This window comes from Blastopirellula marina DSM 3645, assembly GCF_000153105.1.
GTDB classification, from domain to species: Bacteria; Planctomycetota; Planctomycetia; order Pirellulales; family Pirellulaceae; genus Blastopirellula; species Blastopirellula marina.
Window position 1 is genome coordinate 354,558 of the sequence record NZ_CH672376.1, and the last position, 13,843, is coordinate 368,400.

The 13,843-nt window shown below is 58.6% G+C and carries 8 protein-coding genes; 3 read left to right on the forward strand and 5 right to left on the reverse strand.

Annotated features, from left to right (window positions below; all coding sequences use genetic code 11):
- Positions 1 to 50: 50 nt before the first annotated feature.
- Positions 51 to 1,760, reverse strand: coding sequence for a pentapeptide repeat-containing protein (locus DSM3645_RS27600; RefSeq protein ID WP_161603276.1), 1,710 nt, complete (start codon positions 1,758 to 1,760; stop codon positions 51 to 53).
- Between the two features lie 183 nt (positions 1,761 to 1,943).
- Between DSM3645_RS27600 and DSM3645_RS03130 the strand changes: the two genes are divergently transcribed.
- Positions 1,944 to 3,746 (forward strand): ABC-F family ATP-binding cassette domain-containing protein, encoded by a 1,803-nt coding sequence (locus DSM3645_RS03130; RefSeq protein ID WP_002650567.1) that lies wholly within the window; start codon positions 1,944 to 1,946, stop codon positions 3,744 to 3,746.
- Between the two features lie 347 nt (positions 3,747 to 4,093).
- Here DSM3645_RS03130 and DSM3645_RS03140 read toward each other — a convergent pair whose 3' ends face one another.
- Together DSM3645_RS03140 and DSM3645_RS03145 are read right to left on the reverse strand one after the other, a co-directional pair.
- Positions 4,094 to 5,557, reverse strand: coding sequence for a hypothetical protein (locus tag DSM3645_RS03140; RefSeq protein WP_002650569.1), 1,464 nt, complete (start codon positions 5,555 to 5,557; stop codon positions 4,094 to 4,096).
- Between the two features lie 24 nt (positions 5,558 to 5,581).
- Entirely contained in the window at positions 5,582 to 7,822 is a 2,241-nt protein-coding gene (locus tag DSM3645_RS03145; RefSeq protein WP_002650570.1) for a bifunctional diguanylate cyclase/phosphohydrolase, read from the reverse strand.
- A gap of 215 nt (positions 7,823 to 8,037) precedes the next feature.
- Between DSM3645_RS03145 and DSM3645_RS03150 the strand changes: the two genes are divergently transcribed.
- Both DSM3645_RS03150 and DSM3645_RS03155 read left to right on the forward strand, forming a co-directional pair.
- Positions 8,038 to 8,892 (forward strand): fumarylacetoacetate hydrolase family protein, encoded by an 855-nt coding sequence (locus DSM3645_RS03150; RefSeq protein WP_002650571.1) that lies wholly within the window; start codon positions 8,038 to 8,040, stop codon positions 8,890 to 8,892.
- 157 nt (positions 8,893 to 9,049) lie between these two features.
- Entirely contained in the window at positions 9,050 to 10,735 is a 1,686-nt protein-coding gene (locus DSM3645_RS03155) for a hypothetical protein (protein WP_002650572.1), read from the forward strand.
- A 9-nt stretch (positions 10,736 to 10,744) separates the two neighbouring features.
- On the opposite strand, the gene DSM3645_RS03160 is transcribed toward DSM3645_RS03155, so the two are convergent.
- Together DSM3645_RS03160 and DSM3645_RS03165 are read right to left on the reverse strand one after the other, a co-directional pair.
- Positions 10,745 to 11,713, reverse strand: a complete 969-nt coding sequence (locus DSM3645_RS03160; RefSeq protein ID WP_002650573.1) for a N(4)-(beta-N-acetylglucosaminyl)-L-asparaginase — start codon at positions 11,711 to 11,713, stop codon at positions 10,745 to 10,747.
- Positions 11,714 to 11,800: 87 nt separating this feature from the next.
- Positions 11,801 to 13,792, reverse strand: coding sequence for a DUF2207 domain-containing protein (locus tag DSM3645_RS03165; RefSeq protein WP_161603277.1), 1,992 nt, complete (start codon positions 13,790 to 13,792; stop codon positions 11,801 to 11,803).
- Positions 13,793 to 13,843 lie beyond the last annotated feature (51 nt).

The window sequence follows — 13,843 nt, forward strand, 5'->3', positions numbered from 1 at the left end:
TGGCGCCTTCTTCTTATGGCGACTTTTTCAGCCCCTGTCAGTTGGATTCGCTACATCCCGAGATAGGCCATCGCGGCCAAGCGGAGCCAGACGAATGCGACCAGCGTGAAACTGGCCCAGATCAACATTCGATTGACGCGATGCATCCGATAGACGCCAAAGACTTCGGCCAGGGATGCCGGTGGGGGCGTTTTGACCCAGTCAGGAAGCATTTTGTTCCAGAGTTTCTTCCAGCGCGACAAGATCTGGTGGATCCAACTCGGCAGCGCGAAAAGTCGCAACGGGCGAAATCGGACGATGTCGCCGCCGGTCATCCGGACTCGCTCGGTCAAATGTCCTGCGAGCCAGTGATAAATGGCCGCGGCCGCGCCTCCTTGGTCTTCTTCGGCAGGGCCGTGAAACTGACCGCAATACTCGGCTAGAGAAGGAGTTCGGCGAAACATCTTCGCTTTTTGCCGTAGTCGAGCGACGTAGACGTTGAGGATTCCGCGTTGCCAGATCGCGGCGACGATGAGGATGGTCCCCAGCCAAAAGATCAATCCTTCGGCGCCCCCCAGGACCAGCCAAAACTGCATGGGCCAATTCTCGGCCGATGCGATCCGCGGCAGTAGAGCATAGTAGCGATCGACGGCGAATCGCTCAAACTCGGGCGATTGGAGCGGCAGCTTCTTCGCCGCTTCCTGCAGTTGCAAAAAGCTGGCGTCCGGCGTTGGTTCGATCATTTCTCGCGGCGTCGGGATCGAAGGACGAAGCAAAAACGGCGCGAAAAACAGGAGCATCCAGGCCGCCATGATTGGCAATCGCCGCCAGGTATAGGTCTGCAGCAGCGTGTTCCAGGGATCTTGCGCCTGGGAAGTGAACTCGTCGCCGGCCAGAAAAGTTTCGTCCAGCAGCAGGCCTTGGACCGCCGTCAATTGGCATCTGCCTAGGTTGGCTTGCCGCAGGATCGCGCCATGAAAGCTGGCTCGCGTAAAATTAGCTCCCAGACAGGAGGAACCGGTCAGATCGGCGTTATCCAGCTTGGCGCCGGCGAAATTCGCGTTGTGGCCGTTGGCGTAGTGCAGATTCGCTTCGTCCAGGTCGGCGCCTGCAAAGTTGGTTTGTTCGAGGGTTCCTTCATTGAGATCGGCCAGTCGAAGCTGAGCGCCGCTACAGTCGGCGTCGGTCAGATTGATTCGCGGCATGCGCGCTTTGGCCAGTTGCGCCCCTTGAAGATCGCAATGACGGCAGTCGGCTTCCGCGAGTTGAGCGCCGGAGAAATTGGCCAGTTTCCACTGGGCGGCGACCGCGGTCACGCCAGAAAGATCGGCTTCCGCGAGTTGGGCGCCGGTAAAATCCGAGCGGGAGAGATCGGCCCGGGCAAAGTTCACGTCCTGAAAATTTGCCTGTTTTCCACTAACTTCCCGCAAATCGCAGCCGGGCAATTGAGCCTGGCAAAAGAAGGCCCCGTCAAGATTCGCCCCCCTAAAATCGGCGCGACGGTAGGAAGCTCCTTCTAGATGGACCGGCTCGAAGCGAGGATTGTCGACGGCCGGCTGCTCTAATCTCCAGCGATTCCAGCGCGCAAATCGCTCTGCCGAGCCTGATTCGAGGGCGAGTTCGGCCTCGAGCCGGGCCAAGTGAGACCAGTCGCCGCTAAAATTGGGATGTCGTCGGCGCAATTCGGCCAAACTCGCTGGCTCCAGCACCCCTTCGTTGTAGGGCGCTCTGGACGCTCGGCGAGTTTCGGTGAAAATAGCGCCTCCGGGCTGAGAATTCATGTTCGCTTTTGTGCGTGCCGCCCGACGAGTGAGCCGATCGCCCACCGCCATGTTCTCGTAAGAGCTTGCCGCCGTCAGATGGGCGTCAACGTTAGAATACGGCTGTTCCGTTATTTTGGGTAGGTTCGACTTGATGAAGAATTGGTTAGCATTCTTTCATTTTTCTTTAGAGACCGTAGCTCCGTGACTCCGCTGATCCAGATACAAAACGTCGTCAAACGATTTGGCCATAAAGTATTGCTTGATGGGGCGAGCGCTTCGCTGATCGAGGGGCAAAAGGTGGGGATGATCGGTCGCAACGGCGCCGGCAAGTCCACTTTGTGTCGCGCGATCCTGGGAGATGAGGAACTGGAAAAAGGAGATGTGATTCTTCACCCCAAGCTCCGGCTCGGCTATTTGCGGCAGCACGATCCGTTTGAAGAAGGGGAAACCGTCGTCGGCTTTCTGATGCGCGACAGCGGCCAGCCTGATTGGAAATGCGGCGAAGTCGCCGGTCAATTCGAGATTAAAGGAGCGATGCTGGAGTCTCCGGTGCGGCAGCTTTCCGGCGGCTGGCAGACCCGCGTCAAGCTTACCGCGCTGCTTCTGCACGACCCCAACTATCTGCTGCTCGACGAACCGACCAACTTTCTTGACTTGCGGACGCAAATGTTGCTCGAGCGGTTCTTGCTCGATTTCCGCGGCGGCGTCATGGTCGTTTCGCACGACCGAGCCTTTTTGAAGCAGACTTGCACGCACACGCTGGAATTGGCGCGCGGCAAGCTGCAGATGTTCCCCGGCGACGTCGACGCCTATCTCATCGTGCAGGAAGAACGCAAAGAGCACGATCAGCGCGTCAACGCTTCGGTTAAAGCGAAGCAAAAGCAGTTGCAGCGGTTTATCGACAAAAACCGAGCCGCGGCCAGCACCGCGAGTCAGGCCCGCAGCAAAGCAAAGCAGTTGGATCGCCTGCAATTGGTCGAGATCGAAGAATCGGACGCGTTGGCTTATGTCCGAGTGCCGATCGTCGAACGGCGCCGCGGAACGGTCGTGCGCTGCGATAACATGGTGATCGGCTACCCCGACAAAAAGATCGCCGATCAAGTGACCTTGGATATCGAGCACGGCTCACGAATCGGCGTGGTCGGCGACAATGGTCAAGGAAAGACGACGCTGCTGCGAACGTTGGTTGGATCGATCGAGCCGCTGGATGGAGATGTGAAGTGGGGACATCACGCCGATGTCGGCGTCTACGCCCAACACGTTTATACGACGCTGCCCCAGAATGATACGGTCGAAGACTATCTGCGCAGCGCCGCCGATCCAGACGTCAGCACGCAACAAGTGCTGAATGTCGCCGGCAGCTTTCTGTTCCGCGGCGAGGATGTCAAAAAGAAGGTCAAGGTCCTCAGCGGTGGTGAGCGAGCCCGACTATGCTTGGCGGGTCTGCTGTTGGGCAAGCACAACGTGCTGATCCTCGACGAACCTGGCAACCATTTGGATGTCGAAACGGTCGAGTCGCTGGTCCGCGCGCTGGAGTCGTATAACGGCACGATCATTTTCACCAGCCATGATCGCTACTTCATGAAGAGCGTCGCGACCAATATTGTGGAAGTTCGCGATGGCCAGGTGATTCATTTTCCCGACGACTACGACCACTACGTCTATCGCTTGAACCAAGAGATTGACGAAGAAGGGGGCGCTGCCAAAGGAGGCAAATCGCCGGGCGGCGGCGATCATCACAGCGTCGGCGGAGATCGCAGCGATCGCCGTGACCGCAATAAGCAGTTACGGACGATGCGAAAAGACCTGCAAAAGATCGAAGTCAAGATCGCGAAGATGGACGATGAGAAAAAGGCGATCAACGCCCAGTTGATGAAGCTGACCGACGCCAAAGAAGCGCAAAAGACGCATGAACAGTTGCTCGCCATAACGCAGGAGCTTGAGCAACTGGAAGAGCAATGGTTGGCGCTGAACGAAGAGCTGATGGAAGCGGACGAGTATTAGATAAAGGTTTTCGGCCGGGGATCACTTGAAGTAGAATAGTAGGACCCAAACGCGGAATTGCTTCTCGATACGATTCAAAATAAGGTCGATCTCTACGCGGCTTCGCCGCTCTTGGGCGAAGGTCGCAACGATCTCGGCCCTGATCTGCGGATATTCTCAGTGCATTTCCTCATGGTGGTCTCCGCGATCATACCGAGCGGTGTCGTGATTGAGCGTGTGATCCCTGGGACGCGAGATTTCCCCCGGACATTTTGAAGGCGAAGCCGCTGGTTGCAGCAATTTCGCTCCGTTTTCTGACCGAAGCACGAAAACGTGAATCGAGCGAAAAGCGGAAACGGCGAACTTCGCTACTCGACTTCTTCAATAATTTGCAGAAAGCGTACGACGCTTGTTCGTTGTCGCCCGATAGTCGCCAAGGAAGCGAGAATGTTTTGCGCGAGTTGTCGCTGCGTTGCGTGCGACTGGGGATTGGGGGGCGCATCCTCCTGCGCCGCTTCCTCGCCAGAATCCTCCAGCGACGCTTTCAGACCGGCCAACAACGCGGCGCTGGTCGCGATCGTGCCGTCGGCGAAGTCGTCGAGCCGCTGTTCCGCTTGATTGAGTTGGGAGAACGCTTCCTTAAGGATACGGAGCGCGAGCGAGTCGTGCGGGCCGAACAGCTCCGCAGCGCTTGCCGCCGATTGCAAGTCGGCCAGGTTTCCGCTTTCGCCGCCCAGCGACTCCGGCGTCAGATTCGGCAGAGCGAGCGTGGTCACATCACCCATTGCCGTCGACAGACGAAACTGCCAGACTCCCTCGTCACTCAGCGTGATGGGGTCGAAATCGCCGGTGAACCCGGCCGCAAATTCAATCGCAAATTGAGCCGCTTCTTCGTTGACGACGATCCGCTCGCCGGTAAGCAATTGCCCATTGATTTCGGCCGTCACTTCCGACCCGGCGGCAGCAGCAGGCGCGATCACTCGTCCTACGATAGAAGGTCGCGCCGCGAACAGGCCGTCGTCGCCGCTCGCGTCTCGCTTTCCGGCGCCGTCGGTGGCGTCAAACTGGCCAAAGTGAACATTGACCGAGAGGGTCGCTTCGGCGCCGGGGAAGACGCTTTCGAGCGAAAGTTGATCGCCTTCGGCGGCGCTGCGAACGCCGGTCAGAGCCGTGGATGCGTTGATTTGCTCGGCGGCCGCTGCAAGCGATTGATTTTGCGTGAGAGAAATCAGGTCGCCGCCAAAGGGGCCGGTCAGTGTAAAGTCGGCGTCGGTCGTCAGTTGGCCGTGCTTCCCATGATAGATCAAGGTCGCCGGTTTCGCGGCGGAGAGTCGCGTGGGGCCCGATATTCGGTCTACGGTTACTTCGCGGACCTGCGATCTGTTTTGGCCGCTGACGCGAAAGTCGCATGATCCGTCGAGCAGCGGACGATGATGGAATTCTTCTATGGCGAGACGATAGATTTCGCGAAGCGCCTGGTCAATTTTCGCGCGTTTGACGGTGATCTGGTCTGGCCGGCAAGTGGGATCGACGATCGAGAGCGAATCGGACCGAATTTGGTTTAGTTGGGTTCGAATCAGATCGATCGTTAATTGGGCCTGAGCGGTTACCGAAGTCGCGAAATCGACCTGTGCTAGAGCGCCGGTAATCACCCGCACGCGATCCGGGAAATCAGCTTGGGCAAACAAAGCGCTCGCGTCATCGCAATAATCAGCGTCGGATGAATCGATCTCATAGCGCAGTTCCATTTGCGCCGCGCCCGCGTGCTCTCGTTGCAGTTGGCTGAAGAGCGTCTGCTCGCAGCCGCTGACCTGTGCTCCGATTCGGATCATCGTACGCTCTGTCCCTTTCGCGATTTACCGCCGATTGTCCGTCGGCGGTCGTTTAAATTTCGCCGTTACGCGATCCCAAAGAGTCGGCGCTTCTTTTTCGACGCCGACGACTCCTTCGCTAAAATCGTGCACCATCAGATAAGATTGCAAGCTAGCCATCAACTGACGAGCACGTTGCAACGCATCGCTGCGGCGGCGATCACGACTGCGGCGCGGCGCCACCGAGACTTCGATCACCGTGCTGGTCATGCCGCGCTCGTCCTGCTGTTCGCGGGGACGAATCGACATGACCAGTGCGGCTCCGCGATCAGAATTCCGCCGTGTGATGCCAAAGGTGTCGCCGTCAAAAGCCAGCGTCAATTGCTGTTCACTGGTATCGATGACTTCCGCGACATGGTCGGTCAAAAAGCCGCGGAGTTTTTCCCAGACCATTTTCAGGGGCGCTCGCGTCGTCATGGTACGCTCGACCAGCGCGTCAGGCGAGCGATGTGCGAACAGCGCCGACCACCAATTTCGCCGCTCTCGTTTTTCGGGGTCATCGCGGCCCGAGCCTAGCTGGATCACCATGTTGCGTCCCAACTCTTTCGCCTGCAGCAGGGCGCGATCGGCGCGATTGAGCATTGACTCCGGCGTGTCGCCGGCTTGCAACTCGGTGACGCCGAAGCTGGCTTTCAGGTTCTTGCCCCCCAGCGAAGGCTGCGCGGTCGCTGCGACTTCTTGGCGGATCGCTTCGGCGCGTTGTGCGGCCGTTTTCATATCGCAATGGCCGCAGACCAGCACGAATTCTTCGCCGCCATAGCGAGCGGCGATATCGCCAGGCAACGCATGACGCTTCAAATGCGACGCGAAACTGACCAGCGCGTCGTCGCCAGCCTGGTGACCATAGTTGTCGTTGATTCGCTTGAAGAAATCGAGATCGCAGATGATCAGGCTGCAAGGTCGGGTCGTCCCGCTATGCTTGCGGACCATTTCGTTCAAAGCTCGATCCAATTCGGAACGATTCGCCAGACTGGTCAGCGGATCACGCGTCGCTTTGACGTGCAATGAACGAAGCTGTTCTTCCAGACGCTGAATGCCGCTGGCGTCGCAAAGCTGTAACGTGGCGCCGCGTCCAATTCCGTCTTCGGTGATGACCGGCGAGATGTGCGCGGTGATCGCCGAATACTCTCCTTGTGCGTCACGGATCGTCAGTCGCAACACGGATTGCAGCCCGCTTTGGATTGACGCCGCGAGCGGATCTTCTCGTTCTGGCAAGAAGCGTCCCGATGCGTCTCCCATGCCGACGAGCTTTGGCGACCAATTGCGATTCAAAACCGATTCGGCCGACAACCCGGTCAACGTTTCCGTCGCATGATTCCAACGCAATATCTTCAGATCGGCCCCGACGTAGATCAGCCCGTCGTGAACGTTGCGAAACAGGTTCTCATGAAACAGGCTCAGCAATTGATTGGGGCGTTCGGTTCGCTGGGGGATCATGTGATCCCAGTGCGAATTCGACTGAGCCGGCGACAAATCGCGCAGCCATTGTTGGGCGACGTCGTGCTGCAGTTTGTTGGAGAACCGCATCTGGAACGTACAAAAGTCGCTCACTAACTCAGGATCGAACTGCGATCCGGCGTAAGCGAACAACTCGGCCAAAGCGCGATCTTTGCTGCGTGCTCGACGATAGACTTGATCGGTGATCATGGCATCGAACGCATCGACAATCGCCAGCATGCGTGCGCCGCGCGGGATATCGTCGCCGCAAAGTGGGAATGCGCGCTTACTGCCGTCGAACCAGGCGCCTGCATGCCGGATCACGGCCATGATGCCGGCGTCCGAGCAGCAATGTTCGATGATTTCAACGCCGGCCGCGTGATGTTCGTCCATCAGCGCCAGTTCTTCGTCGTTTAGTTTGCCTGGTTTCGCGAGCAGGTAGTCCGGCACCGCGAGCTTGCCGACGTCATGCAGCAGCGCGGCGACTTCCAGTTCGTCTCGTTCCGAGTGGGAGTTTCCACGCACCGCCGCCCAGGTCGAGATGCTGGTCGCAACGCGCAGCGAATGCGCGGCAGTCGGAGGATGTTTCGCTTTGAGCGCCGTAAACAGACTGCTGGCGACCCCCAAGCGTACCTGAACGAGTTGGTTTTGCTGCTCCAAAGCCGCCGCGACCAGCGCTTCGTCATCGATTTCTTCGGTGCGCAGCAGCAATTGCTGCAGCGCTCCGAAGCGATGATCGGTCGACTCTCCAGGATCAACGCCGAAATCGGCGGATGAATCGGTGTCCATAAGGTGCAGGCGTCAGGCGGGCGAAACAGGAGGCCGAGACAAGAAAGCAGGCTCTCGGCGGATTTATAACACTTTGGAGAAAACCTAGGTCGCGAATGGTCTAAGGTCAAACCAGTAACCAGAAGAGACTGGCTCGTTGCCCCCAGCAGTATGATGCGATACCGTAAGCATCGCCGGTTGTAGTGATGTTAACGATTCCCCGGGAGGCGATACTCATGCGTTTGGTCACTTATCAAAGCGAAGCAGGTCCCCGTGCGGCGGTTGCCCGCGGCGACGATTTTATTGATCTTCACCATACCGATCACACGCTGCCGACTGACATGAAGTCGCTGCTAGCGCTGGGTGACGTCGCTCGCGAGAAGGTTCTCGCTGCGCGCGAGCATGGCGATCCGATCCCGGCGGGATCGCGGATTTTGACCCCGATCATCAATCCCCAAAAAGTGATTTGCGTCGGTCTTAACTACGCCGATCACGCCAAAGAGACCGGCGCCACCGTCGGGGATGAGCCGGTTATTTTCAACAAATTTCCGTCGGCTTTGATCGCCGACCATGACGAAATCCATCTCCCCCCCGAAAGCAGCCAGGTCGACTACGAAGCGGAACTGGTCGTCGCGATTGGGACCGCCGGCAAGCATATTCCGCAGGGAGAAGCGATGAGCCATGTCGGCGGCTATTGCTGCGGCAACGATATCTCCGCTCGCGACTGGCAAAAAGGAAAGCCGGGCAAGCAATGGCTGTTGGGAAAGACGTTTGATACATTCGCTCCGCTGGGGCCGGTATTGTACACGCCGGATGAAATTGCCGACCCCAATAACCTGGCGATTCGCTGCCGTTTGAACGGCGAGACGATGCAAGAATCGTCGACGAGCCAGCTGATTTTCAAAATCGACTTTCTGATTTCGTACCTGTCGAACGTGGTGATGTTGCAGCCAGGCGACCTGATTTTTACCGGCACTCCGCATGGAGTCGGCGTGGCGCGGGATCCGCAGGTCTTTCTGCAGCCAGGCGATCAGGTCGAAGTCGAGATCGAAGGACTCGGTTTGCTGACCAATCGGGTAGCGATCCGCTAGCAATCGTGGGAGAGTTGCGCGGTTGCGCAAGAAAAAATTCCAGCCGAGCCTGACTTTAGAAGGCTCGGTCGGACTGCCGAACTCCTATAGGTATCAGGCCTCTCCTAGCGGCGAAAGGATTCGTCGTTTCACATTTGCTAGCACAGCGTCAGGGAAGATGGAATTCAGGCGGAACGCAACGCGCGACGATCGTCGTCGACGCGCCATTCTCGATGATCGTAACGCGGCTGGTCGCGATGCCGACGCCAGCGGTGAAGACGCAACCAACGGAAAACGGGCTCGACGATACTCATCGCAGGCCCTGTTGGAGCGGCGCGTTCGCATTGTGGATCTGATTCCGCTCCATTGGAGCTCGGTCGGCGCCTACTATCTGCTGGGCGTCGTGTTGATCGGTCTGTTGGCGGCGTTGCACTACTACGCCAGCGCAAAGGCGTCGTTCGCCGATTTAACCACCGTCAATAGTTTGGGCGGATGGTTGGCGGTGGTCGCGTTTTGGACCGCAACGCAAACAGCACTGGTAATTTATCGCATTCGCCGTCACCGCTTGGACGACTATCGGGGCCGCTATCATGTTTGGTTGTGGGCGGTCGCCGTGTTGGGAATTGCGGGAATCGATCTGTTGGTCGACTTTCGCAATCCGCTGGGGCAGTTGATCGAGCAAGCCAGCGGGCGTCAATTTGCTGAACTCGAGCATGGTTGGGCGCTGCTGGTCGCGACGACGTTCTACGGCTTAGCTTTTGCCCGGATCGTGTGGGAAATTCGCGCCAGCCGCGGCGCGATGGCGGTCGCTTTGCTTTCGATCGCGACCTTGGGGACATTTGTCGCCGCGCAAGCGAACTTGATCTTATGGCCGCAACAGATCGACGCCGCGCTGTCGACCTGCGTCCTTTACCTAAGCGGCATGTGGCTGATGTCGATGATGCTGATGCAGTACGCTCGTTTTGTCTGGATGGATGCGATCGGCATGATTGCCGTCCGCGCCGTCGCCGAAACGACAGAAGCGGTCGAGAAGGCGCCGGCCAAGACCGCACGTCGCCGCCCGACGATCGTGAAGAAAGAGGGAGCGGAGGAGCAGGAGACTGCGGCCGAGGCCGACTCCGAATCAGGTTGGTTCTCGTGGGGCGCAAAGAAGTCGAAGCCGGCATCCGAAGAAGAAACGGAGAAAACGCCTGCACCGAAGCGAACCGCGAAACCCGCCGCCAAGACAGCCGCCAAGGAGAGCGAAGAAGAAGCGCCGGCAGAAAAGAAACGAGGTTGGTTCGGCTTCGGCGGCAAACGCCAAGCCGAAGCGGAGACGCCCACCCAAGGCGTGAAAGAAGTCGCCAAGCCGGCGACGCCCAAACCATCGGTCGCCAAGAAAGTGGTCGAGACCAACGAAGCCGAGTCGCCGAAACGGGGCTGGTTTGGCTTTGGAGCGAAAAAGGAAGCTGCCGACGACGTAGCGGCCGAAAAGCAGAAACCGGTCAAACCGGTCGCCAAGTCGACGCCCAAGCCGGCGGAAAAAGCCCCTGTTAAAGAGGAGCCCGCTGCCGACGAAAAGAAGCGGGGTTGGTTTGGCTTTGGTGGAAAAGCGAAGTCGGAAGCAGAGCAGCCGGTCGAGAAAAAGCAGGCCGCATCGCCGTTAGCTTCCAGCGCTCGCCGCGCGATGTTAAAGCAACAACAGGCCGAGACGGCGGCTCCAGCGGAAACGTTAAAAATGGAGCCGCTGACGCTCGGCGGTGGGAGTGACGACAACAGCAATGATGACGAGATCGCGATGCTGGAAGCGAAGCCGGATCACTTGCTCTCCAAAGCCGAGCGACGCCGCTTAAAGAAATTGAAGCGACGCGGCGTAGCAGCGTAAGCAACGTAGTCAAAGATTAACGCACGCTTCCAAACGCGTGCCGTCTCCGTCGGTCACGGCGATTTGTTTGGCGCCGCGGATCGCGACCCCGGCATGGCGACCATCTTTGTGCAGCAGGAACAACTGCAAATTGAAGGCGATCTTACCGGCGTCGTCCCGTTCCTGCGCGGCGGCATGTTTGGCGACCATCGCCAGCGTTTCGAGTCCCGCATCGACCGGGCTGGCTCCGCGTCCCATTTGATACACGGCCTGAAAGCTTGAGCAATTCAGCAGGTTCGCTTCGCCATGACCCACACTGCCGCAGGTTCCCATTTCGTTGTCGACATAAAGCCCGGCGCCAAAGATCGGTGAGTCGCCGACGCGCCCCGGCATTTTGAAGCAATGACCGCTGGTCGTCGTCGCACAGGCCATATCGCTGCCGGCGTCGCGCGCGGCAAGATGAACCGTACCGCCGGACGCTTTCTCACCGGTGACCGGATAGTAGCGTTCGAACTCGGCGATGGTTTCGGCGTCAAACTCGCCGGGCTGCGGGGGGAGCCAATCTTTGCCGCGACATTCCAGCCGTTTCCAATAGAGCCAGATCTGGCGCGCCTTCTCGGTTAGCAGGTTCTCCTCGACAAAGCCGTTGGCTCGGGCGAACTCCAGCGCTCCGTCGCCGCAAAGCATTGCGCGACGCGTCTGTTGCATCACCAATCGCGCGACTTGGGCGGCGTGCCGCACTCCTTTCAAACCGATGACCGAACCGCCGCGATGTTGCGGGCCGTCCATCACCGCCGCGTCTAGCGTCACTTCGCCGCTGGCGTCAGGCAGCCCGCCGTAGCCGACGGTCAATTCGTCGGGATCATCTTCCAGCAGCGTGACTCCCGCGACGGCAGCATCGAGAGGAGACTTCCTCGCCGTCATTTGATCGTAAGCCAGGCGCGTCGCATCCAGCCCGTTGGCCGAAGCAATCGTTTTTTGCAGAGAGATCGCGGGCACGGAAGTAATTCCTGGAGAAGAGTTCGTGTTGAAGTGGCGCAATCGTTGACAGCAACCCAAAATGTCGTGGCCGTTAGCCTACCAAAATTACCAGCCGCCGCCGCCTCCGCCTCCACCGCCGCCGCCTGAGGAACCTCCTCCGCCGCTGCTTCCCCCTTTGCTGGGACTGACCGACGAGGATGAGACGGCTCCGCCGATTGCGCCGGCCAGCGCTGCGCCAGTTAGCATGCGGCCTGTGTTGCTCATGCCAAACGGCGACGACGAATGCGCCGGGCTACGATTCAGGTTGGAATTGAATCGGCTCGCGTCCAACACCTTTCGCCCGAGTTGCTCGTACCAGCCATCTTTCATGTCCAACGCCATCGCCCAAGGGAGCCGATCGTCGTACAGCGTCGCGCCTTCTTCTGGCGAAGCGGCGTACTGCACTTGGCGGACGAACTCTCCTTCGAGCCATTGCCGATAACCATCCAGTTGATCGAGCATTTGGCGTCCTTCGGGGGTGGGACGTTTCATCCAGTGATAAAATCGCCAGGCCATGATGACAAGCAGGACCACGCCTAATGGAATGTAAATGCTTATGTAATAAGCGAAGATTCCGAGCACGACAAATTCAGCGATAAAGAACGGAGTCGCGAACGCCGTGATGAAGATCGCTCCGCCCAACGCTAAGCCGCGCTGCACTGTACCGCCAGGACCAAACAAGACCAAGCTCCATGTGGTCCAGACCATCGTTCCCAGGAAGAAGACGCCGATCGTCCAGAACGAAAGCCAGGCCGTAAAGAACAGCCCCAGCGGATAGTTGGGGGACGACAGGATCGCCATGATCATGCCGGCGATCGAAATCGAAATGCCCCAGAAGGTCCACCAGCCGTTCACCCGGAAGTACGTGCCGCGATAATTTTCGGCCAGGGCCGATTTGAACTTGGAAACCGCGGCCCCGATCACTTGGTGCTGCGTTTTGGTGAAGGTGATCTGTTTGCGATCGTCCAAGAGCCCGCGCAGCAGCGCCTCGACATCGGGAGGCAGTTCCGAGAATCGCCCTTCGTCGATCTTGCGCAAGGTATAGTCGCCTGACTCGCTGCAAGACAACGAGACGACTCCGCGCGCTGCGGCGTAGACCAGCGCTGCGGCAAGAGACTCGCTGTCGAATCCCATCCGCGCAATATAGCGTGCTGCGGCGGGAGAGATGTTCGCCGGAGGTTCGTCCTGCACCAAGATTGCACCCGGCGCTGGGTCTTTGCCGACCATGATCCAGCCTGCCGTATAGGCGCCCAGGGCGCAGAACAACGTTAGCAGCGTCAGCAGGACGTCGGGATTGTCTTGCAGCAATTGGTTCGACAGTTCGCTCGACGCAGGAAAGTTGATGGCGCCGGCTGGAAATATTACCGACGCGGTCCAACTTTCCTTGGCGTCCAAGGGAGCCGTCGTTTCCAGCTTCACCTGACCAGCCGGCGCGTCCAATTGTCGCCAGGCTTGTTGTTTCTCTCCTTCGGCGCCGGTCCAAGCGGCGACGGTGATTTCGTCGGCCTTGAAATCACGGGGCAAATGAATTGTGACGCTCGAGCGCTCTATCGGAAAATCCCAGAAGTTTCCGGTGACGTTCCAATACAGTTCGTCCTCTGCTTCGCCGTCGTAAACCCAATCGGTCGTGACGTATTCGAGCGTGTAGGTATAGGTTCCCTTGGTGAGCGGCTTGTTCGCTTGGCCGAGATAGATGCGCGCATCGTGGGGGCGGTTGTCATCCGGTTCTTCCACCCGGAAATGTTCTGGTTTACCGTCGCGCGTGGCGCGTACGACGTCAAAGTCATGGAGCAGTCGCAGCCCCAGCAGGGGATAGCTGATGACCGGGAAATCACGGTAGACGCCTCGGCGGATCTTATCGCCAAGCGCGGTGACTTCGATCGTTTCGACAACGCGCAACGACGCGTCGGGTTGGATATGAATCTCGACATCGTAACGATGAATGGTTTCCGCGAGCGGCAAATCTTGATTGTCGACATCGTCCGCATGCAGCGCCAACGGCGGCAAAACGATAAAGATCACGAACAATGTTGCTTGGATGAGTTTCCAGCATTGCATCAGCATTCTTCCCCAAATCAGTAGTGAACCTTGCCGGCTTGATCGCCCCCC